The organism is Echinicola soli, assembly GCF_006575665.1.
In the GTDB taxonomy this organism is placed as follows: domain Bacteria; phylum Bacteroidota; class Bacteroidia; order Cytophagales; family Cyclobacteriaceae; genus Echinicola; species Echinicola soli.
This window is the reverse complement of record NZ_CP041253.1, coordinates 2,772,577-2,794,143: the sequence shown is the minus strand read 5'-3', so window position 1 is coordinate 2,794,143 and position 21,567 is coordinate 2,772,577. Positions and strand designations below refer to the sequence as shown.

Genomic DNA, 21,567 nt, shown 5'->3' with positions numbered 1-21,567 from the left:
CCATCAAGCAATCATCCTGAGCAGCATCCGCTTGCTCACCGGCAGTAAACTTTCCTCAAGTGGCACCACATTACTACTTTGGACCCGCCAGGTGGCTGAATTGGGCAACTGCTGATTGGACCTGACCAGATCCAGCTTGATCTGTTCATAGGTATGGGCAAGGGTTTTGGTCTCTTTTTTAAGAAAGGAAAAAGCAATACCCCGGTATTTTTCAAAGCTGTTTTCGAACAGTTTCATTTGATAGCCGTAAATAAACACATCCGCTGATTTTTCCAGGGTAATAAACACATAGCCTTCTCTTTGGTACAGTGGTGAGAGGCCCACTGGCTCCACTTCCAGGTTTTCTTCGATATAATCATAGATACCTTTTCCCTGCTCGATCTGCCCCTTGATCTTTGGCAGTGAAAACGCAATAATTTCGTCGAGCGCCTTCATCACCTCTCCCTCACCTGTCACATGTTCCCGCTGCAGTTTGGCATTTCTAAAGTCTATCCCCACCACTCGCTGCGGAAATGAATTGCGGAGCCCGTCCTTGTTTTGCTCCAGTTCCTCCAACTTACGGTAGTGATTGATCAGATCGGCCAAGGGAGGATAAAGTTTGACATTTCCGAAATGCCTTTCCACCTCCTTTAAGTAAGCCAGCAGCAGGTATTTCTTATACTCAAAATCTATCCAACCTTCCGCAATCCAATTATCCGATAGCTTTTTCATAGGCATGTTTTTTATTAGAATTTAACAAAAAACTGACAAAAATGACAATTCCAAAAAGCAAAATTGTCATGTACTTCACATTGGCCATGGTGAAACCTCCCAAATGAAGCAAGATTTAAGACTTTATGTCATAGAAAAACGCTTCGTATCCATTGGCACAAGAAATGATAGAAAGGAATAGGAATCAATGAACCAAACTTTATAAAATCAATACTATTATGTCAAAAGTGAACATCAAACCACTTGCAGACAGAGTTCTGGTAGAACCTGCTGCTGCTGAAGAAAAAACAGCTTCCGGACTTTACATCCCTGACACTGCCAAAGAGAAACCCCAAAAAGGTACTGTCGTAGCTGTAGGCAATGGTAAAAAAGATGAACCACTTACTGTTAAAGTGGGAGACACTGTATTGTACGGCAAATATGCCGGTACAGAACTTTCAGTAGAAGGTGCTGATTATTTGATCATGAGAGAAGCAGACATTTTCGCGATTCTCTAATCACTCGCTTTTATCGTTTATTAAACAAGAAAATCTAAAAAATCAACAAAATGGCAAAGGAATTATTTTTCGATACCGATGCAAGAGAACGGCTGAAAAAAGGCGTAGACGCTCTTGCTGAAGCAGTAAAAGTAACATTAGGCCCAAAAGGTCGTAATGTAATCATCGACAAGAAATTCGGTGCACCTACGATCACAAAAGATGGTGTCTCTGTAGCAAAAGAAATCGAATTGGAAGAGCCTATCGAAAACATGGGCGCCCAGCTCGTGAAAGAAGTAGCTTCCAAAACTGCTGACAATGCAGGTGACGGTACTACTACCGCTACTGTTTTGACCCAATCTATCTTCAATGTAGGTATCAAAAACGTGGCAGCTGGTGCTAACCCAATGGATCTCAAAAGAGGCATTGACAAGGCCGTAGCTGCTGTAGTAGCTGAGCTGAAAGCTACATCTAAACCTATCTCTACCTCTAAAGAAATCGCCCAAGTAGGTACGATCTCTGCCAATAACGATGAGGAAATAGGCAATATGATCGCTGACGCGATGGACAAAGTAGGCAAAGACGGTGTGATCACCGTAGAAGAAGCAAAAGGTACTGAAACTGAAGTAAGAACTGTAGAAGGCATGCAGTTTGACAGAGGTTACCTTTCTCCTTACTTCACTACCAACACGGAGAAAATGGAAGCTGAACTGGAGAATCCATACATTCTTATCTACGATAAGAAAATCTCTTCCATGAAAGAATTGCTTCCTGTACTTGAGCCAGTAGCCCAATCAGGCAAGCCACTTCTGATCATCGCAGAAGATGTGGACGGGGAAGCCCTTGCTACCTTGGTAGTAAACAAAATCAGGGGTGCACTGAAAGTAGCGGCTGTAAAAGCGCCAGGTTTCGGCGACAGAAGAAAAGCGATGCTGGAAGATATCGCCATCCTTACAGGTGGTACCGTGATCTCTGAAGAGAGAGGTTACAAACTGGAAAATGCTTCTATCGAGTACCTAGGTACTGCAGAAAAAGTAAACATCGATAAGGATAACACCACTATCGTAAACGGTGCCGGAGAAAAACCTGCCATCGAAGCCAGAATCTCTGAAATCAAAACACAGATCGAAAAAACCACTTCCGACTACGACAGAGAGAAACTGCAAGAAAGACTTGCCAAGCTTTCTGGTGGTGTAGCAATCCTATACATCGGTGCGGCTACTGAAGTGGAAATGAAAGAGAAGAAAGACCGTGTAGATGATGCCCTTCACGCTACCAGAGCTGCTGTACAGGAAGGTGTAGTAGTCGGTGGTGGAGTAGCCCTGATCAGAACAACTTCTGCACTGGAAGGACTAAAAGGTGAAAATGATGACCAAGACACTGGTATCAACATCATCAGACAAGCCATCGAATCTCCACTAAGAGCCATCGTCGCCAATGCAGGCGCTGAAGGATCAGTGGTAATCAATAAGATCAAAGAAGGAACCGGTAACTTCGGTTATAACGCCAGAACCGACAAGTTTGAAGACCTGTTTGCAGCTGGAGTAATCGACCCGACAAAAGTTACCCGTCTAGCACTTGAGAACGCTGCTTCCATCGCAGCCCTACTGCTTACTACTGAGTGTGTGGTAGCTGATGTGAAGGAAGAAGGCGGTCAGCCAGCACCTCCTATGGGCGGTGGCGGAATGGGCGGCATGATGTAAGCCGGACCATTTTCATGAAAAAACAATATTAAGAGGACATGGATCATGTCCTCTTTTTCGTTTACCAGCATACTAAATCGGTAAATATCCACTAGGAAAACAGAAAAATCAGGGCATAAATTATTTTTTGAAACTTAAAATATATCCGTATCTTACTTTTAATTGGAAAAATGGAATTTATAAATTTTAAGACACGATTGATGCTCGCATTTGATTCAATTGTTTTAATAGATGACGACCCAATCAACAACTTGATTAACAAGAGATTACTAGGGAGGCTCAATTTATGTGACGAGATCGCGGAGTTTTTGGAAGCTAAAGATGCTCTTGAAAAAATCGGGGAGTTGGACAATGAAAAGAGACTACTTATCTTTCTGGATATAAATATGCCAGTAATGAATGGGTGGGACTTCCTAGAACAATACGAGTTGCTCTGCCCTGAACGAGAAGATATCATACTCATGCTATCAAGCTCCATTGATTATCAGGATCGCAAAAAATCAAGAACCTTTGAAGTGGTAAAAGGGTTTATTGAGAAACCTTTGACCAACCAGAAGCTATTTGAAATACTACCTGAGTATGTCAAAAACGAGTGAAAAAGCCGATTCGTTTATGTCCAAGCCTATCCTGGAACTTTACTCTTTTGGAGAGCAACATTTCGAAAAACACCTCATTCAGGATCTTGAGGAATTAAAGCCATTTCTGGAAAGGAAAGATCTAAAATTCTGGTTAAACATCAGTTCCATCCAAGATGAGGATCTCATTTTAAAGATTTCAGAACTTCTGTCCATCCACCCCCTGGTCATAGAAGATATTACCAATACCTCTCAAAGGCCAAAAATCGAAGAGTTTGATGATCACATCTTTGTGCTGGTCAAAATGCTTTATTCGAAAAACAGCATTTCTGAAATTCAAACAGAACAAATAAGCATCCTTTTTGGGCAAAACTATATCCTTTCATTTCAAGAAACACCCCAGGATATTTTTGATAATATACGAGTCAGGCTGGAAAACCCTAAAGGAAAAATGCGAAAGTTGGGCTCTGATTATTTTACATATGTATTGGTGGATGCCATCATAGATGAATATTTTGGCATACAGGAATTAATCAGTGATACCGTGGAAAAATATGATGACCAGATCTTACAGAACAAATCCAATGTAAACCTAAACACCATTCACCATCACCGAAAGACGCTCCGGAAAATCAGAAACAATATCTGGCCAATGCGTGAATTGATCTCCCTTTGGAGAAAATCAGAGCACCCGCTGATAAAGCGAAAAAACCTCACCTATATTAATGATATTTACGAGCACACCATAGAAATCCTGGAAGGATTGGAGCTTCAGCGGGAAACCATGAGCAGTTTGGCAGAACTTTACATGACACAGCTCAGCATCAAGCAAAATGAAGTCATGAAAACCCTAACAGTCATTTCGACTATATTTATACCATTGACATTTATCGCAGGCATTTACGGCATGAACTTTCAGGTAATGCCAGAACTGGAATGGAAATATAGCTACCCCGTTCTATGGGTGATTTTTATTCTTATCACATTGTTTATGATCAGGTATTTTAAACGAAAAAAGTGGTTCTAGCCTTCATATAGTTCTATGGGCAACCCATCTGGATCTTGGAAAAAGGCGAATCGCTTACCAGTAAATTCATCCATCCTTATTGCCTCTACCACCACATGATTTGACTCCAGCTCCCCTACAGCTGACACTAAATCCTCCACCTCAAATGCCAAATGCCGTAACCCACATGCTTCTGGCAAACTCACCCTTGGAGGTGGCTTCGGAAAAGAAAAGAGCTCAATGACATATCGCCCTTCGACACAAAGATCAAGCTTATAAGACTGTCGCTCTTCCCTGTAAACCTCCCTGAGCACTGTCAACCCCAATACTTCCGTATAAAACGCTTTAGAACGTTTATAATCTGAACAAATAATGGCAATGTGATGAACACCTCTTATAAATCCCATAAGCTAATTAGCAAAATATACCGCAATGTTTTATCATCGGCCCTTTCATATTTCCGGAATAAAATTTACGGAAATGATCTAACAATAAATATACTTACATTAACTTCTACCAAAAAATCATTGATAATAGGATAATGAAATAAATAAAATGACTATCGGTAATTTTACACGTAGTGGTACCATTACAAAATGCGATTTCGAAAATTAAGGAAGTCCCTTGGTGAGACCGGTTTAAGAAAAATGAGCAGGCCGTTAAGAAAATGAATTAGCTCGCGTCGTGGAACAGCGAGATCCATTCATTTTCAGGCCGGAGCAGTTTTCTTAAATTAAATTGGGTAACGTATTTTCCTCACTGGAAAACTTGTCCTCCCCAATTTAAAGGTATCACCACCGGACTGGATTTTCCGTCCTTTTCATCAAGGGAAATGCGTAGCATTCATAGACCTATTGAAAGCAATTTTACACCTGAATAAAAGGACGGAAACACAATTTATTCAATTATGCTTGGCTACGTGTATGATTGTGGAGACTCATAATAAATAAAACGTCAACAAAGAAGGTGCTTTATTGCCTAGTTCAATAACACTTAACCACTAAAATCACTTGGTATGCCCCTACTTTCCATAGTACACTTTCCACTAAGTGAGGAAAATTTCCTCATGGCCTATTACGTAATTTTTAGTATATAACTGGTATTTATAAATACTACCCGTGCTTAATTTGGTACAATACTTGTTTGACCTAAATGTCAATCTAAAATTTGCTAACTTCCCCAAACCCAACCCTTCATCGCATGGCTGCTAGATACTTACTTATCACCTCCCTCTTTTTTCTCATCATTCCAGGCACCTTGTCTGCGCAGAATTTCTATAAAGAACGTATCCCCAGGGTATATACATTGACATTAGCAGGAGGACCGGCATCCATGTACTCTGACAATGGGGGACCCTATAGAAAATTAGATTTCCCGATCTTTGGTTCCGTAACATTGTCCGCAGCAAAAAAAATCAATCGTCGAATAAACTTAAGGCTTTCTGCAGGCTATCAGCATGTCAGTAGTAATATGGAATACTTGGCAGAAAGAGCCTTCGAATGGGGGGAAGAAAACAAGGCTTACGCCTTTACCGGTGATGCCATTTATGTTGATTTCATGCCTGAATTTTATTTTCTCCCTTTCGAAACCCATATCGAACGCTTCCGGGTAAATGGATACGCAGGAGTTGGGCTTGGTTTTATCGCAATTCCGGAACAGCAGGCCTACGCCTATCCTGATCAAACAGAGGTCACCATTATTAAAACAACCCCTACCGCATTATACATACCGGTAAGGCTGGGAGGAAGCGTTGCTTTTGGTTCCAATTGGGACGTTGGTTTTGAGGCCAGTCTTTTTGCCACACTGTCCGATGAACTTGATGGAAATGCCGGAAGTAACCAGGCCAATGATATGCTAATGCAGGGGCAGTTTTTCGTAAAGCGCTACCTTTCCCCATTTCCATTCTGGGATAAATGGTTTGATAAATAAACTCAAACTCCTTTAACTCCTTTTAAAAAGTTCCTAAATAATCCCTTTAAGGTAAGTCCCGTATCCACTCTTACCAAGTTTTTCAGCTTGCTCCAGCAATTGTTGCTTATTGATATAGCCCTTGTGATAGGCTACTTCTTCGACGCAGCCAATCTTAAGCCCTTGACGCTCCTCTATTACTTCCACAAACTGACCAGCCTGCTGTAGAGATTGATGCGTACCGGTATCCAGCCACGCCGTCCCCCTGCTAAGAATTCCCACACTCAGGTTACCTTCCTTCAAGTAAACATTATTGACATCGGTAATTTCCAATTCACCTCGCGCGCTGGGCTTAATCTGTTTGGCTATCTCCACCACGCGATTATCATAAAAATACAACCCCGGGACAGCAAAATTGGATTTCGGAGATTGGGGCTTTTCTTCGATGCTGATGGCTTTCTTGTCCTTATCAAACTCCACTACCCCATAACGCTGCGGATCATTAACATGGTAAGCAAATACCACCCCACCCTCTGGGTCGGTATGTTTCAACAATGTCTCCTGAAGACCAGAACCATAAAATATATTATCCCCAAGGATCAAGGCTACCTTATCGTCCCCTATAAACTCCTCACCTATCACAAATGCTTGTGCCAGTCCCTCTGGCTTTGGCTGAATTGCAAATGAAAATTCGCACCCCAAGTGAGAACCATCTCCCAACAATTTCTTAAAAGCATCCACATCCTCTGGTGTGGTAATAATCAGTATTTCCCTGATACCAGCCATCATCAATACAGACAAGGGATAATAGATCATCGGCTTATCATAAACAGGCATCAGCTGCTTACTTACAGCGATGGTCAATGGATATAGTCGTGTCCCGGAACCACCGGCTAAAATAATACCTTTCATAGTAAAAGTCGTTCTTTTTTATTTACGAAGATAAGGCTTGAAACTTGCAATTACGAGCCCATCCATTGACATGACAAAAAATAAGCCAAAGAAAGCATGCCATTCATAAATCAATCTACAAAAAAAGCCCGAAGGGAATCCTTCCCCCCAGGCTTTGACCCTAATAAATATTTTATACCTATCGAAATGCAAAGACGATAGCGTCTTTTTGTTTAATGTTATTTCTGACTTTTGCCGGAATGGTCACCACCACTTGGCCAGCAGTCTTCGCTATCCGCAATGATTGATTTCCTTCCAGCAGTGTTACCTTCTTACCATTTACATCTTGTTCTGATGACCAAGAGACCGTATTTGGAATCTCCATCCCTTCCTCTATCAGCATAATCGCATACTTCTTACCTTGTTTATCCTGAGTGAAATACACATTGTCATCCTGATAATAGTCCACCGTTCTAGTACCATAGATAGCTGCCCCATTCACATCCAACCACTCTCCTATTCCTCTCAAACGCCTGACATCCTCATCAGGAAGCATTCCTTTCGGTGAAGGCCCTACGCCGAGCAAAAGACTTCCTCCCTTCGCCACTACTTCCACGAGGGTGTGTACCACCTGATTGACTGACTTATAATTTTGGTGTTCATGATAGCCCCACGCATGGCCTAGAGTCATACACGATTCCCATGGCACATCTAACTGTCCTTCAGGAATACTTTGCTCTGGAGTCTGATAATTTTCATACGGACCATGAACGGTTCTGTCCACCATGAGAATCCCAGGCTGGGCTCCTCGGGCCATCTTAGCGATTTTGGGCATATTGATATCCTGACTCCATTCAGGAATTCTTGCTCCCCATGCACGCACTTCATCATTTACCGTCTCCAAAGGCCTTACCCAGCCCCCATCAAGCCAAAGAATATCCACGCTCCCATAATCATGCATCAGCTCACTGATTTGATTATAGGTGTATTCCTTGAATTTATTCCATCTCCATTCGTTTTTGCGAATATCGTAATTGTTATTTCTATCGGCAGTAGCATATTTATCCCACCAGTAATACTGGGAATGCCAGTCAGGTTTCGAAAAATATGCACCGATCATAAAGTCCTTTCTACGAAATGCTTCAAAAACGTATTTGGCCACGTTTGCTTTAGGGTGGTCTTTGAAAGGGCCATTTGTGATCTTATAATCTGTCTGCTGCGTATCAAACATATTAAAGCCATCATGATGCTTGGTCGTAAACACCAAATACTTCATTCCTGCAGCATCTGCCGCATCTGCCCATTGGTCAGGATCGAAATCCACCGGATTAAATTCATCTTTAAGGCTCCAATACCATTCCTTAAAATCATGGTATGAAACGGTACTGTCCCTATTGATCCAATCCTCAGAACAAAGTGCCCAAGATTCGATCATGCCCGGAACAGCATACACTCCCCAGTGGATGATCATTCCAAACTTTAGATCTTTCCACTTGTCAAGCTTGGCAATAACCTCAGGGTCCTTCGGAGCTTCATAAACACTGGACTGACGGTGTAGATTGTCATGTTGCGCCATTGCTCCGTGAGCTGCGCCGAACACGGCCAATACACCCAATAGTCTCAGTATTTTTCTTCTCATTTTATGCCGGATTAAGAATATAACGCTTGTATATTTTCAGAAATAAAAGTACAACTTATAATCTATAATCAAAAATTTTAAAAAAGATTTAATCATTTATCAAACATTTACAGATACAAACCCCTATCATTTCACCTGCTTTATGTAAAAAAGCAGGTGTTCCAGACTATAAAAACAAGTGAAATTTATTATATTATTAACATGGTTTAGGAAAGCATCATTTAGCTTTCTATTTAATAACCTGATAGCCTTCCGTACTTGGCGTACCCTATCAGAATTGCCCAAATATGAATTGAGATTAATCAATTAACACTAAACCATAATGATACTATGATGAGACCTTATATCCTTGCTGAGTCCAACTGGAAAGACCTGAAACATGCTAATATCGACTTAGCCATTCTTCCTTGGGGAGCTACAGAAGCGCACAACTACCACTTACCTTACGGCACCGATAATTACGAAGCCGAGGCCATTGCTGCAGAAGCAGGGCGTCTAGCTTATGAAGCAGGAGCGCAAATCACCGTACTACCCACCATACCCTTCGGTGTCAATACTGGACAGGCGGATATCTTTCTGGACATGAACCTCAATCCCAGCACCCAGCTGGCCATTATAAACGACTTAGTAGAAGTACTCCATCGACAAAAGGTCAGAAAACTGCTCATTCTAAACAGCCATGGAGGAAATGACTTTAAAACAATCCTCAGGGAGCTGGGGTTGAAATACCCAGACATGTTTTTCTCTAGCTGTAATTGGTTCAGGGCATTGGACAAGAAAAAGTATTTCGAGATGGATGGTGATCATGCAGACGAAATGGAAACGAGCTTAATCATGCACTTGCAGCCCCATCTGGTCCGGTCACTTGAGGAAGCAGGGGAAGGAGAAGAACGCGAGTCCTTGGTGGAAGGCATCAGGGAAGGCTGGGCTTGGTCGGAGCGAAAATGGTCCAGGGTCACCAAAGACACCGGCATTGGGAATCCCAAAAAGGCTTCATCGGAAAAAGGCGAGCGCTACTTCAAAGACCTTACCGAAAAAATCAGCAAACTTTTCATTGAACTGGCTGAACTGAACCAGTACGATCCCTACAAATAATAAAAGCCGGGAATAGACCCCGGCTTTCAATTGATTTTTGTCGAATCTTGATTATCTCAAGAACAACATTTCTCTGTATTTCACTAGTGGCCAGAACTCGTCGTCCACAAAAAGCTCCAGTTTATCTACAGAATACCTGATTTTTTCAAAGAAGGCATCTTTTACATCTGTGCTGTAGCCTTTGGCTCTCTTAGCGATGTCCTCTTCTTTATTCAATCTTCTTCTTGCATCGATCATCGCAGAAACATTTTCCTTGATTGCCTCGATATGCTTGCTTATCTCATTGATGGTATCAATGGCGGCTTTGGAATCCAATCCAAGGCTCTTAAGTCCATTGGCATTTTCTATCAGTTTGGTTTGATACTGGATAGCAGTAGGAATCACATGGTTTAGGGCAAGATCTCCCATTACCCTTGACTCGATCTGCACCTTCATGATATAATTCTCAAGACGGATCTCGTGTCTTGCATGCAGTTCAGTGACATTCATCACACTGTGCCGCTCATACACCTCAGAAGTTGCTTTTGCTAACAATACATCAAGCGCAAAAGGAGTACTCTTCAAGTTGGAAAGGCCTCTTTTCTTCGCCTCTTTTTCCCATTCTTCAGAGTAACCGTCTCCTTCGAATCTTATTTTCTTGGTTTCCTTGATGTATTTTCTCAATACATTAACGATAGCGATTTTCTTTTCCTTTCCAGCTTCGATTTCTGCCTGGATGTCTTTGTACATTAACCTAAGGGTATCTGCAGCGATCACATTCAAGGCGGTCATTGGTCCTGCTACGTTTGAAGAAGATCCTACTGCTCTAAATTCAAACTTGTTACCCGTGAAAGCGAATGGAGAAGTTCTGTTTCTGTCGGTGTTATCCAGAATGATCTCAGGAATCTTGCTGATGCCCAGTTTCATGTACATGTTATCACCTTTTTCGATCTTGATATTACCGTTTTTCTCAAGCTCATCCAGTACCGTAGAAAGGGTAGACCCAAGGAATACGGAAATAATTGCAGGAGGTGCTTCGTTTGCACCTAGACGGAAGTCATTACCTGCAGAAGCGATGCTCGCTCTCAAGATATCAGCGTGATCATGAACCGCCTTAACTGTAGCGATCAAGAACGTCAAGAACTGAAGGTTCTCTCTGGCAGAGTTGCTCGGCTGGAACAAGTTTACACCAGTATCAGTGATCAACGACCAGTTATTGTGCTTACCACTACCGTTTAGTCCAGCAAATGGCTTCTCATGGAACAACACTTTCAAGTGGTGCTGATCTGCTACTTTATCCATCAGGTCCATCAACAGCTGGTTGTGGTCTGTGGCTTTATTGATTTCTTCAAATACCGGAGCCACCTCAAACTGACCAGGGGCCACTTCATTGTGACGAGTAGAAACAGGAATACCCAATTTCAAGGCTTCGATTTCGAAATGCTTCATGAAAGCCTTCACTCTACTCGGGATAGAACCAAAGTAGTGATCGTCCAACTGCTGGCCTCTGGCAGGATTGTGGCCAAATACCGTCCTTCCGGCCATCACCAAGTCAGGTCTAGAAGCATAAAGTGCTTTGTCGATTACAAAGTACTCTTGCTCTACACCTAGCGATGGATTCACCTTCTTCACACTTCTGTCAAACAATTGACAGATAGGAGTAGCGGCTGCACTAATGGCCTCAACAGACTTCAATAAAGGTGTTTTGTAATCCAATGCTTCTCCAGTATAGGAGACAAAGATCGTAGGAATGCATAGTGTGTTCTCAAAGATGAACATTGGAGAACTCGGATCCCATGCAGTATATCCTCTTGCTTCAAATGTTGTTCTTATACCACCATTAGGAAAGGAGGAAGCATCTGGTTCTTGCTGTACCAATGCTGAACCCTTAAATCTTTCGATCTTTGCGTGCGCATCAAAGAACGTATCGTGTTTTTCAGCTGTAGAACCAGTTAGCGGCTGGAACCAGTGAGTGTAGTGGGTCACCTCTTTAGATAGCGCCCATGCTTTCGCCGCAGTAGCTACTTCTTCTGCGCTGGAGGTGTCGATTTTTGATCCCTTTTCGATCGCTTCGCTCACTTTTTTATAGACTGAAGGAGCCAAAGCGTCTTTCATTTTGGATAATCCGAACACTTCGGAACCAAAGTAATCGGAAATTTTACTTGAAGGTGCTTCAAAAGCTACATTTTCTCTTGATTGCACCATCATTAATGATTGTTGTCGTAAAGTTGCCATGTTTCAATAATGTGGTTTAAAAACAGTAGCGAAGATAAGCAAAAATCTGAAATAAAAAGAAAAATCGTATTTTTTTACACCAATCTTTAATAAAAAGGCATTAATTCGACCAAAAAAGATACAAATCCACACAAATACACGTAAATCAGCGTAAATTCCTCATTATTAACACAAAATTGAAAACTGGAAGAATATCCTTAAATTTGCAAATCAATACATCAAAATAAGGGGATCGCTGTGAAAAAGGTAGCATTTTATACATTGGGTTGCAAGCTAAACTATTCTGAAACTTCCACCATTAGTCGACAATTTGAAGAAAAAGGCTATAAAAAGGTCGGGTTTGAGGACACTCCGGACATTTTCATTATCAACACCTGTTCGGTGACAGAGAATGCTGACAAAAAATGTAAAAAGATCGTCAAAGAGGCCAAAAAGATCTCTCCAAACTCCTATGTAACCATTATTGGATGCTACGCCCAGCTGAAGCCCCAAGAAATCTCGGAAATAAAGGGAGTAGACGCTGTTCTGGGAGCTGCCGAAAAGTTCAGGTTGATCGAACTCCTTGATGGATTTGCCAAAGAACAGGAGACCAAAGTCCTTGCTTCGGAAATTCAAGAAGCCACCGCATTTAACAATGCCTACTCCATGCATGACCGCACCCGTACCTTCCTGAAAGTCCAAGATGGCTGCAATTATGGCTGTGCATTCTGCACCATTCCCCTTGCAAGAGGCAAAAGTCGCAGTGACAGTATCGAAAATATCCTGCAATCGGCCAAGGAAATTGCCTCCACTGATGTAAAGGAAGTGGTACTGACAGGGGTCAATATCGGAGACTTCGGAATACAAGGAGGCAAACGAAAAGAAAAATTCGTTGACCTTGTCCAAAAGCTGGACGAAATTGAGGGAATTGACAGGTTTCGAATTTCATCCATTGAGCCTAACCTGCTTACTAACGAGATCATAGAATATGCTTCCCGTTCAAAGCGTTTTGTACCTCATTTCCACATCCCACTCCAATCAGGCAGCAATACCATCCTGAGAAAGATGGGAAGGAGATATCTTCGTGAACTTTATGTGGACAGGGTTACCAAAATAAAATCACTAATGCCGCACTGCTGTATCGGTGTTGATGTCATCGTAGGTTTCCCCGGTGAAACTGATGAGCTTTTCCTTGAAACCTATAATTTCCTAAACGAACTACCAATATCTTACCTTCATGTATTCACCTATTCTGAAAGACCAAATACCAGGGCTACAGAAATGGAGGATGTCGTCCCAATGAAAGTCCGAAATCAACGTTCCAAAATGCTGCGGATACTTTCAGAGAAAAAAAGGAGGAAATTTTACGAAGAAAATCTGAAAGGCACTTTCGATGTGTTGTTTGAAGAGGACATTGATAATGGCATGATGCATGGATTTACAGAAAACTACATACGAGTAGCCGCTAAATACGATCCACTGCTAATCAATGAAATCAAAAAAGTCACCCTCTGGGACATCAATGAAAAAGGAACTGTAGACGTGGTGGAACCTGAAATTGTTTATGAACAACATTAACATTACATAAAACAGTCACATCATTCGTTCTTTATCACCACTTCTCAGGATGATAATCATGGGTAGAAGCAATGACGGATTGCCTAATTATAGCTAAGTATTTACTTTTTACTGGCTATTTTAAACAATTCTCCATTTTTTACGCTATATTAAAATAGACCGTAACCCAACTAGCCATGAAAACCATTCTTGAACCTACAGGGAGAATTACAAGGAGAAAGTACCTGGTAATGTTTGTACTATTCTATTTCATCAACCTCCTGTGCATTATGTTGATCTATGAATCCATTAAGGCCGAAAACTGGCTCACCTTTGCTGTTTTTGGCATTCTGCTTATCACCACTATTGTTTTGCTTTTGGTGCAGGCGATCAAACGACTTCATGACATTGGGATGGATTGGAAGTATGCGCTATACCTGCTCATTCCACCTCCTGTCAACCTAATTGGTTTTGTTTACCTGGCCATTAAAGCTGGACACAGTGGGCCAAATAAATTTGGGCCAGACCCAAGAAAAACAGATGTTGTTTAGTCATTATTCATATCGGAGTGCTTCGATAGGATCAAGCTTGCTCGCCTTGATGGCAGGAATTACCCCGGATACCAAACCTACCAAAATACAAATCATAAACGCCAGCAGCATCCAAAGCCAAGGGACTAAAAAGCCTCCTGGCCCCACAAAATTGGCCACAATATTCCCTATGCCCATTCCTATGAGCACTCCAAAAATCCCCCCGAATACACAAATGACGATGGCTTCAATCAAAAACTGCTGACGGATCCTTTTAGGGGTAGCACCCAGAGCTTTTCGAATGCCGATCTCGCGGGTTCTTTCTGTCACTGAAACCAGCATAATGTTCATCAACCCCACTGAAGCTCCCAGCAGCGTGATAAATCCGATCCCAAAGCCACCTATCCTCAAATAACCCGCCACTTCTTCCAAGCTTTCTCCTACATTATTGGATTTGACCACTTCGAAAGAATCCAACTCCCCTACCCTATCTTCACGGACTTTCCGCATTAGCCCAGTTGCTTGTCCCATTTCATAATCCATTTTGGTAGGATCTGCAGTAGAAATGGTGATCGTATACCAAAAACCACCTGTCTGATCAAGGCGTGAAGCATTTTCCACAGGAATCAAAATCGTGCGGTCCACCCCCGAATCATTCCCTACGGATCCCTGCTCTTCCAAAACCCCGACGATCGAATACCGATTGCCAAAAAATGAAACATGCGCTCCTACAGGATCTTCATGGCTCTCGAAAAGTAATTCCACGATTTCACTGCCTATCAGGCACACATTATTTCCGTACTCAATTTCGACGTTACTGAAATTTCTTCCCTCTTTAATATTTTGGCCATTGATCAGGACATAATTTTCGTCCACGCCAATTATCCTGACATTGGGATTAGTAATGTCGGAACCACGCTTTATCTCTGCAGATCCACTTACTCGAGTGGAGACTGTGGCCATTCCGCGGGCAGTATAAGCAGTTTTAAAGTCCAGCGCATCCTTATAACTCACAGGCTTAAACTGCTTCTCGGTCACACCAGACCGGGTCACCCGTTGTCCTGATGTGTTTTTAGAACGTACATCGAAATTATTAGCTCCCAAGCCACTGAAACTCTCTTCAATCTGTGCTTTCATCCCATCAATAGCCGTCAGCATCCCTACCAGTGCAGTGATGCCAATAGCGATGATCAGTCCTGTTAAAATGGTCCTTAACCTATTGGACTTAATTGACCTCAGTGCCTCTTTAATATTCTCGAGCAATTCCATAAAGTGTTCGTTTTAGAACAAATCCCGTTTTTTAACTAAAAATCAGCCTTATATTATCAATAAAATAAACCAATGGCAATAATAGCTGAATAAAAATATCGCCCGCGCCCTAAATACTTGACAGCGCCTGGGCCCAACCTTCCTTCCAGAATATTAATCCAACCACAGCACAAAAACGCTACTCCTATTCCCCACTGATCAATGCATCCGATCTGGTCGTATTTCGAGCTCTTTTAGCACTTTGGCTTCATGGGCAAGCCATTGCTTCCATCGCTTATCCACTTCCTCTGGGTCATGGTAGTGCTTGGCCAAGTCAATAAAATTCACATAATGTCCCGCCTCAGAGACCATCAGTTCATAATAAAACTGCTGTAACTCCTCATCTTCTATGTTTTTCCAGAGCAACTTGAAGCGCTCACAGCTTCGGGCTTCTATCAGTGCGTTCATCAGAAGAAGCTCTGTCAACTGCGCCCTTTTACTGCCACCTTTCTGAATAAATTCACTAAGCTTGACCACATACATATCCTTCCGAGGTTTTTCAAACTGAAACCCACGCTTTCTGATCTGCTCCATCACCCTTTCAAAATGCGCCCATTCCTCCGCTACCACTGGAGTAAGCACATCCACCAACCTATCCAGGTTTGGATAGCGTACGATCAACGAAATACAGGATGACGCAGCTTTTTGCTCGCAATAAGCATGGTCTACCAGAATGTCTTCCAAATTCATCGATGCTATATCCACCCACCTGGGATCAGTGGGCAGCTGGAGATTTAGCATTTTGTTTTTTGTACTTTCTTCCCAACTCATTTCGTTTAGTATTTGGTATGTTGTATCTGGAACCTAGTATGTAGTATTGATTATTTATTTTTGATCAATAACGAACGAATGTTTTGGTAATTGGCCCATTCAACATTAACACCTTTAGAACTTTATATTCTCTCAGCCTTTACTAATCAAAGAAATACCAACTGATTCCCAAATCCAGGGATCCTTTTAGCCCAGTATAATAAGGGGTCACAAAGTAACCTTGCCGCTGCATAAAACCACCGTTCAGGTGATTATACCTAAACAGTACCCTTGTCCTGTTTATCCGTAAGTCCACAAAAGCATCCAGGACTGGATAGGCATAGACATCAAACTCGTTTTGCAAATAAAACTGCTGGGTGGCCGGCATATAAGCCTCTGCATTATAACTACTCTTATACCTTCCCTCTATTCCAAATTGGATATACAAATGCTCATCAAACATGGGGCCGTCAAAAAACAGCCTACTACGAGCATATAAATCTGGAATTCTGAATACATCTGCAGCATCGCCTGTAATAGCAGTATAAATCACTTCACTCTGCCACCTCAGCTTTTCCCAGAAGGTAAAATCCGCGGTAACCCCCGGAATGACCATAAATGCACCCCCATCCGCTTGGGTTGCTTCTTGGTTTTCATCAAAGTACACGTAATTGTTCACCCGATTAATAGTAAGACTGGGCCTTACGGAAATCTTGGTAAAATCGGCTTTGATCACGCCTTTGATTTGATCGACCCCGATATTGGAGAAACTATTGGTCCAGGAATAGTGGTTTCCACGATACATTTCCTGCATGGCCGTGGGCTTATAGGATGCTTTTGTATAACTCACATCCAAGAATGGCGAATGGAAATAACCGTTGATCCTGTATCCACTAGGGATCAAATATTCCCCATCCGCTTCAAAAGACCACTGATCGTTTATTTCCCCTCGAAGGGCGCCTCCGATATAAACTTCATTGAACTTATAATCACTCTCAAAATTAGGGCTGGAAAACGTTCCAGTCCTAAACTTTACGAAGGCATTATAATAGACCGGCCCAAAGTCTCCTTTGAACCCAGCTTCATTTCTTACTTCAGAGAAATGGTGATAATTATACGTACTGTCTTCATTTATCATCCTGGGCAGACCAAAATAGTTAAAGTAGACAGAGTCATTCGTAGTCAAATCAGAAAAAAACGATAGTCCCTGCTTCTTCTTATCAAAGACATGATATACCTGCCATTCTTCCAAGATATTATATTGATGATACAGGTGATAATCCTGTCTAATATCAGTGGCCTCACTGTTACTCAGCCACACTTTCGAATCCTCGTACGTAAAATAAAGGGAGGTCGAATCCACCGTTTCAGGAATAATCCCACCACTTTCAAACACATTATGGTGCATCCTGGAAAAGTTGGCCAGCAGGAAATACTTTTCATCCTTGGACCGATAGTTTGTATGGAGGGAGTAGGAAGTTTGCTCCACCATATTATCGTCACGTGCATTGGGATTCAGTGTTTTTCGGGCCTTTATCGTATTAAAGTTAAAGCCGATATTCCATCTCGGATTCACATTCCGGGCAAAGGCCACATTTAGCATATTTCGGTTTCCCCCTCCAAAAAAAGCCTCCAACTTGGTGTATGGAGACTTGGTATCAAAATACAGCATGCTGTCCGGTGAATGATAATACAGATCATAAACACTAAAACCAGACGTCGCACCTATCAAACCCGGCAGCGTATAATAAACCGGCTTGGCGGCACTTCCAATATTAGCTAACCCCTGATACTTATGCCCACTATGAAAAACCGGTTCAAAATTATGAAATCCCGTCAATCCCGTATCGAGGGGCGTTTTCTCCATCTTGTTAAACCTAAGGTTTTTCTCTTGAAAATACAGGGTCGTGGTAGGACCATAGACCATTTTGGTCGAATCATCGATCAATCCTCCTCGCTGTGGTTCTTTTCCTTCTTCCTGGTTTTCACCACCTTCCCTCGTACGCGTTTGGGCGAAAGCAAGTTGATTAAAACATAAGATCGATATAAATAAAACAAATAGGTACTTAAACTTCACGTTGATAACCTTTATTTCTTATGGCCTTGGTTACATGTTCTAACAAGGTGTTTTTTTCTTCCTCTTCCATTTTCACCTGAACAGGTAACGCAAAAATCGGAATTTCCTGTAAATATCTAAGCAATTTATCCGCTTTAAGTTTGACAGCGTCTTTCTCTGTGGTAAGGAGGACGGGGGATTTATCCTTATGTATGTTAAACCGCTCCGAAATTTTTCCCATATCCCGCTCCGTATAATGATGATGATCACTGTACTCCAGTGTTTCCAACAGCTCATAGGTTTCCCCCACCTTTTTCTGCAACAAGCTATTATTGGCAATGCCACTGAGCAAAATCACCTCCTGAATTGGCTCCTCCTTATTACTTCTAATATTATAAGGTTGGCCATACTCAAGGCCAGCAAAAAACACAGGACAGTCCTTTGGGGCATAACCCAAGATTTTTTGTACAAACTGAAACTTCGTAGCTTCATCTAGATTTTCCGGACACTTGGTTACCACCACAGCATGGGCACGATTTGCCCCGCTTCTGTTTTCTCTTAGCATACCCATAGGCACCACGTGATCCGTAAAAAAAGGACGCTGAAACGTAGTAAGCAACAAGTTGAAATCCCCTTTAACGTATCGATGCTGAAAAGCATCATCTAAAATAACCAATTCAGTTTCAGGACACCCTGCGATGATCTGCGGGATAGCCTCAGCGCGCTGCTCTCCTACTGCCACTGAAATCTCACTGCCAAACTTGCTATATATCTGAAAAGGTTCATCTCCTATTTCCGCTGGTCCGGAGCTTTGGTCCGCCAAAAGATACCCCGCTGTTTTGCGGCCATACCCTCTGCTCAGCGTCGCCACTGCATAATTATCCTTAAAGGCCCTGATCAAGAACTCCACCATTGGTGTCTTGCCAGTCCCTCCCATGGACAAGTTTCCCACCACGACAGTAGGAATCCGGAAGACCACACTTTTCTTGACCCCCCGATCAAACATCCTGTTCCTTAGACGGGTAATCCCATCGTATAAAAATGAAAAAGGATACAATAAAAGATGATAAGGGCGCATTGCTTATTTTTTTATACTTTTGATCAAACGGTAAATACAAATATATGGTTAATTTGATTAGTGACGTAGTCTCCTACTTGGAAAGCATCGCTCCACCGGCCTATCAGGAATCTTATGACAATGCCCAATTGATCACCGGGAATGCCTCTGATGAGGTTACGGGGATACTCTGCAGCTTGGATGTCACCGAGGACGTGGTCCAAGAAGCCATCGACCTAAAGTGTAACATGATCGTCGCTCACCACCCCATTGTTTTTAAAGGACTCAAAAGCCTTACTGGTAAAAATTACGTAGAAAGAACAGTCATCAAAGCCATCAAAAATAACATCGCCATTTATGCCATCCATACCAATCTGGACAATGTCCATACCGGAGTAAACAAGCGAATTGCCGACAAAATAGGATTGGTAAACACCAAAATTCTCGCTCCCAAAAAGGGTATTTTAATGAAACTTACGGCTTTTGTCCCCGTAGCGGACACACCGCTTGTACTCCAAGGACTCTATCAAGCTGGCGCAGGAGCCATTGGAGAGTACAGTAATTGCAGTTTCAGAGTAGAAGGGACAGGAACCTTCCTCCCTTCAGACCAGGCCAACCCTACCATCGGAAAAAAGGGAGCTACAGAAGAAGTCAATGAAAACAGGATAGAAGTTATCTTCCCTGCCTATCTGCAAGGAAAAATCATCCGTGCCCTTAAAGAATGTCATCCCTATGAAGAGGTCGCCTATTACTTACAACAAACAGAAAATGAACACCAAGAAGTCGGCTCAGGGATGGTTGGTGAACTGGAATCCCCTATGGCAGAAAGCACCTTTCTCCAGCACCTCAAAAGTGCCATGAACCTTAACGTCATCAAGCACACTCCACTTTTGGATCGCCCCATAAAACATGTCGCCATCTGTGGTGGAGCGGGCATATTTTTACTGGGTGCTGCAAAAAGCGCCAAGGCTGATATTTTCATCACGGCTGACATAAAATACCATGAATTCTTTGATGCTGACAATCAATTAGTTATATCCGATATTGGGCATTACGAAAGTGAAATCTACACAAAAGATTTATTATTAGAGATATTGTCACAAAATTTTAGTAATATTGCACTCTATTTGACAAAAGTCATTACGAATCCCATAACTTACGTATAGTACATGGAAAGTACAGTCGCACAGAAACTTGATGCCATTTATAATCTTCAGAAATTAGACTCCCGCTTAGATGCTATTTTTAAAATTCGGGGAGCCCTTCCAGAAGAAGTTCAAGATTTAGAGGACGAAATAGCAGGCTACGAAACAAGGTTAGAGAAATTCAACAATGACATCGTGGCCCTTGAGAATGAAATCAAGAAGCACAAAGAAGCTATCAAGGACTCTGAAAAACTCATCAAGAAATATCAGGATCAGCAGATGAACGTCAGAAACAACCGTGAGTATGACGCCATCACCAAGGAACTGGAATTACAGGACCTTGAAATCCAGGTTTCCAAAAAGAAAATTGGAGAAGCTGAGATAAAGATAGAAGGTAAAAAAAGAGACTTGGATGATCTTCAGGAAATCTTAAAGGATCGTAAAAAGGATCTGGACACCAAAAAAGAAGAATTGGATACAATCGTCTCCGAAAGTGAATCTGAAGAGAGCAAGCTGAAAACCGAAAGGGAAAAAGCTACCAAGAAAATCGAAGACCGCCTTATTAAATCCTACAAGAAGATCAGGGCCAATGCCAAAAACGGGCTGGCTGTAGTAGAAGTGAAAAGAGGTGCATGTGGTGGCTGTTTTAATATCGTTCCTCCCCAACGTCAAGCGGACATTAGAGAAAAGAAAAAACTCATTGTCTGTGAGCACTGTGGGAGAATTCTGGCAGATGTAGCCGATGAAATCGAAGACGAAACACTTCCAAAGAAAAAAAGAAGCTCTAGAGCTAAAAAATAATTTAAAGCCCGGTTTTCCGGGCTTTTTTTTTTATATCATCACTTTTTCCCAAACCACTAAACAATCAGATACAAAACAAGTTTTGCAGCTGTGGAGTCATCCCGTCAATTCCCTTAAAATTATTTTTTCCGATATGTAACAATACCCCTTGAATGCGGAGAAATAT

19 protein-coding genes are annotated in these 21,567 nt (G+C 42.1%); 10 read left to right on the top strand and 9 right to left on the bottom strand.

Annotation, left to right across the window (positions count from 1 at the left end; translation table 11 throughout):
- Positions 1-3: 3 nt before the first annotated feature.
- Positions 4-711, bottom strand: coding sequence for a hypothetical protein (locus tag FKX85_RS11185; protein WP_141614813.1), 708 nt, complete (start codon positions 709-711; stop codon positions 4-6).
- A gap of 218 nt (positions 712-929) precedes the next feature.
- On the opposite strand from FKX85_RS11185, the gene FKX85_RS11180 reads away from it, so the two are divergent.
- The 4 genes from FKX85_RS11180 (at position 930) to corA (ending at position 4,492) form a co-directional block, all read left to right on the top strand.
- Entirely contained in the window at positions 930-1,208 is a 279-nt protein-coding gene (locus tag FKX85_RS11180; protein WP_141614812.1) for a co-chaperone GroES, read from the top strand.
- Positions 1,209-1,258: 50 nt separating this feature from the next.
- Positions 1,259-2,890, top strand: a complete 1,632-nt coding sequence (groL, locus tag FKX85_RS11175) for a chaperonin GroEL (RefSeq protein ID WP_141614811.1) — start codon at positions 1,259-1,261, stop codon at positions 2,888-2,890.
- A 200-nt stretch (positions 2,891-3,090) separates the two neighbouring features.
- Complete coding sequence (locus FKX85_RS11170; protein ID WP_141614810.1) at positions 3,091-3,486, top strand: response regulator; 396 nt, start codon at positions 3,091-3,093, stop codon at positions 3,484-3,486.
- The gene (gene corA / locus FKX85_RS11165; protein ID WP_141614809.1) at positions 3,470-4,492 is read left to right on the top strand and encodes a magnesium/cobalt transporter CorA; all 1,023 of its coding nucleotides are present in this window, start codon (positions 3,470-3,472) and stop codon (positions 4,490-4,492) included. Before FKX85_RS11170 ends, corA begins: the two co-directional genes overlap by 17 nt.
- Here the strand turns inward: corA and gloA2 are convergent.
- Complete coding sequence (gene gloA2, locus FKX85_RS11160) at positions 4,489-4,878, bottom strand: SMU1112c/YaeR family gloxylase I-like metalloprotein (protein WP_141614808.1); 390 nt, start codon at positions 4,876-4,878, stop codon at positions 4,489-4,491. The genes corA and gloA2 overlap by 4 nt on opposite strands.
- A gap of 793 nt (positions 4,879-5,671) precedes the next feature.
- On the opposite strand from gloA2, the gene FKX85_RS11155 reads away from it, so the two are divergent.
- Entirely contained in the window at positions 5,672-6,400 is a 729-nt protein-coding gene (locus FKX85_RS11155) for a DUF6089 family protein (RefSeq protein ID WP_141614807.1), read from the top strand.
- 33 nt (positions 6,401-6,433) lie between these two features.
- On the opposite strand, the gene rfbA is transcribed toward FKX85_RS11155, so the two are convergent.
- Positions 6,434-7,291: a glucose-1-phosphate thymidylyltransferase RfbA gene (rfbA, locus tag FKX85_RS11150; RefSeq protein WP_141614806.1), complete on the bottom strand. Its 858-nt coding sequence runs from the start codon at positions 7,289-7,291 to the stop codon at positions 6,434-6,436.
- Between the two features lie 178 nt (positions 7,292-7,469).
- Positions 7,470-8,909: an alpha-L-fucosidase gene (locus tag FKX85_RS11145; RefSeq protein WP_141614805.1), complete on the bottom strand. Its 1,440-nt coding sequence runs from the start codon at positions 8,907-8,909 to the stop codon at positions 7,470-7,472.
- Between the two features lie 333 nt (positions 8,910-9,242).
- Between FKX85_RS11145 and FKX85_RS11140 the strand changes: the two genes are divergently transcribed.
- The gene (locus FKX85_RS11140; protein WP_141616770.1) at positions 9,243-10,004 is read left to right on the top strand and encodes a creatininase family protein; all 762 of its coding nucleotides are present in this window, start codon (positions 9,243-9,245) and stop codon (positions 10,002-10,004) included.
- Between the two features lie 51 nt (positions 10,005-10,055).
- Here FKX85_RS11140 and FKX85_RS11135 read toward each other — a convergent pair whose 3' ends face one another.
- Positions 10,056-12,218 (bottom strand): glutamine synthetase III family protein, encoded by a 2,163-nt coding sequence (locus tag FKX85_RS11135; RefSeq protein WP_229239587.1) that lies wholly within the window; start codon positions 12,216-12,218, stop codon positions 10,056-10,058.
- Positions 12,219-12,455: 237 nt separating this feature from the next.
- On the opposite strand from FKX85_RS11135, the gene mtaB reads away from it, so the two are divergent.
- Both mtaB and FKX85_RS11125 read left to right on the top strand, forming a co-directional pair.
- Positions 12,456-13,775 (top strand): tRNA (N(6)-L-threonylcarbamoyladenosine(37)-C(2))-methylthiotransferase MtaB, encoded by a 1,320-nt coding sequence (mtaB, locus tag FKX85_RS11130; protein WP_141614804.1) that lies wholly within the window; start codon positions 12,456-12,458, stop codon positions 13,773-13,775.
- Positions 13,776-13,951: 176 nt separating this feature from the next.
- A complete protein-coding gene (locus tag FKX85_RS11125) occupies positions 13,952-14,305 on the top strand; it encodes a DUF805 domain-containing protein (protein ID WP_141614803.1) in 354 nt (117 codons plus the stop codon).
- A 3-nt stretch (positions 14,306-14,308) separates the two neighbouring features.
- Here the strand turns inward: FKX85_RS11125 and FKX85_RS11120 are convergent, their stop codons facing one another.
- From FKX85_RS11120 to lpxK, 4 genes are all read right to left on the bottom strand, one after another.
- Positions 14,309-15,553, bottom strand: a complete 1,245-nt coding sequence (locus FKX85_RS11120; RefSeq protein WP_141614802.1) for an ABC transporter permease — start codon at positions 15,551-15,553, stop codon at positions 14,309-14,311.
- Positions 15,554-15,751: 198 nt separating this feature from the next.
- Entirely contained in the window at positions 15,752-16,363 is a 612-nt protein-coding gene (gene miaE / locus FKX85_RS11115; protein ID WP_210416841.1) for a tRNA-(ms[2]io[6]A)-hydroxylase, read from the bottom strand.
- A gap of 142 nt (positions 16,364-16,505) precedes the next feature.
- Positions 16,506-18,419, bottom strand: a complete 1,914-nt coding sequence (locus FKX85_RS11110; RefSeq protein WP_229239585.1) for a putative porin — start codon at positions 18,417-18,419, stop codon at positions 16,506-16,508.
- Positions 18,409-19,476, bottom strand: coding sequence for a tetraacyldisaccharide 4'-kinase (gene lpxK / locus FKX85_RS11105; RefSeq protein WP_141614801.1), 1,068 nt, complete (start codon positions 19,474-19,476; stop codon positions 18,409-18,411). The genes FKX85_RS11110 and lpxK overlap by 11 nt, the downstream gene beginning before the upstream one ends.
- Positions 19,477-19,520: 44 nt before the next feature.
- On the opposite strand from lpxK, the gene FKX85_RS11100 reads away from it, so the two are divergent.
- Together FKX85_RS11100 and FKX85_RS11095 are read left to right on the top strand one after the other, a co-directional pair.
- Complete coding sequence (locus tag FKX85_RS11100; RefSeq protein WP_141614800.1) at positions 19,521-20,621, top strand: Nif3-like dinuclear metal center hexameric protein; 1,101 nt, start codon at positions 19,521-19,523, stop codon at positions 20,619-20,621.
- A 3-nt stretch (positions 20,622-20,624) separates the two neighbouring features.
- Complete coding sequence (locus FKX85_RS11095) at positions 20,625-21,401, top strand: zinc ribbon domain-containing protein (protein WP_141614799.1); 777 nt, start codon at positions 20,625-20,627, stop codon at positions 21,399-21,401.
- Positions 21,402-21,567: the final 166 nt, after the last annotated feature.

Bases quoted from the DNA above. Each gene is read 5' to 3' on its own strand.
- FKX85_RS11185 (WP_141614813.1), bottom strand. From the start codon at position 711: ATGAAAAAGCTATCGGATAATTGGATTGCGGAAGGTTGGATAGATTTT.
- miaE (WP_210416841.1), bottom strand. From the start codon at position 16,363: ATGAGTTGGGAAGAAAGTACAAAAAACAAAATGCTAAATCTCCAGCTG.
- FKX85_RS11120 (WP_141614802.1), bottom strand. From the start codon at position 15,553: ATGGAATTGCTCGAGAATATTAAAGAGGCACTGAGGTCAATTAAGTCC.
- corA (WP_141614809.1), top strand. From the start codon at position 3,470: ATGTCAAAAACGAGTGAAAAAGCCGATTCGTTTATGTCCAAGCCTATC.
- FKX85_RS11140 (WP_141616770.1), top strand. From the start codon at position 9,243: ATGAGACCTTATATCCTTGCTGAGTCCAACTGGAAAGACCTGAAACAT.
- lpxK (WP_141614801.1), bottom strand. From the start codon at position 19,476: ATGCGCCCTTATCATCTTTTATTGTATCCTTTTTCATTTTTATACGAT.
- FKX85_RS11095 (WP_141614799.1), top strand. From the start codon at position 20,625: ATGGAAAGTACAGTCGCACAGAAACTTGATGCCATTTATAATCTTCAG.
- FKX85_RS11145 (WP_141614805.1), bottom strand. From the start codon at position 8,909: ATGAGAAGAAAAATACTGAGACTATTGGGTGTATTGGCCGTGTTCGGC.
- FKX85_RS11125 (WP_141614803.1), top strand. From the start codon at position 13,952: ATGAAAACCATTCTTGAACCTACAGGGAGAATTACAAGGAGAAAGTAC.
- rfbA (WP_141614806.1), bottom strand. From the start codon at position 7,291: ATGAAAGGTATTATTTTAGCCGGTGGTTCCGGGACACGACTATATCCA.
- FKX85_RS11170 (WP_141614810.1), top strand. From the start codon at position 3,091: ATGCTCGCATTTGATTCAATTGTTTTAATAGATGACGACCCAATCAAC.
- groL (WP_141614811.1), top strand. From the start codon at position 1,259: ATGGCAAAGGAATTATTTTTCGATACCGATGCAAGAGAACGGCTGAAA.
- FKX85_RS11135 (WP_229239587.1), bottom strand. From the start codon at position 12,218: ATGGCAACTTTACGACAACAATCATTAATGATGGTGCAATCAAGAGAA.
- FKX85_RS11155 (WP_141614807.1), top strand. From the start codon at position 5,672: ATGGCTGCTAGATACTTACTTATCACCTCCCTCTTTTTTCTCATCATT.
- gloA2 (WP_141614808.1), bottom strand. From the start codon at position 4,878: ATGGGATTTATAAGAGGTGTTCATCACATTGCCATTATTTGTTCAGAT.
- FKX85_RS11180 (WP_141614812.1), top strand. From the start codon at position 930: ATGTCAAAAGTGAACATCAAACCACTTGCAGACAGAGTTCTGGTAGAA.
- FKX85_RS11100 (WP_141614800.1), top strand. From the start codon at position 19,521: ATGGTTAATTTGATTAGTGACGTAGTCTCCTACTTGGAAAGCATCGCT.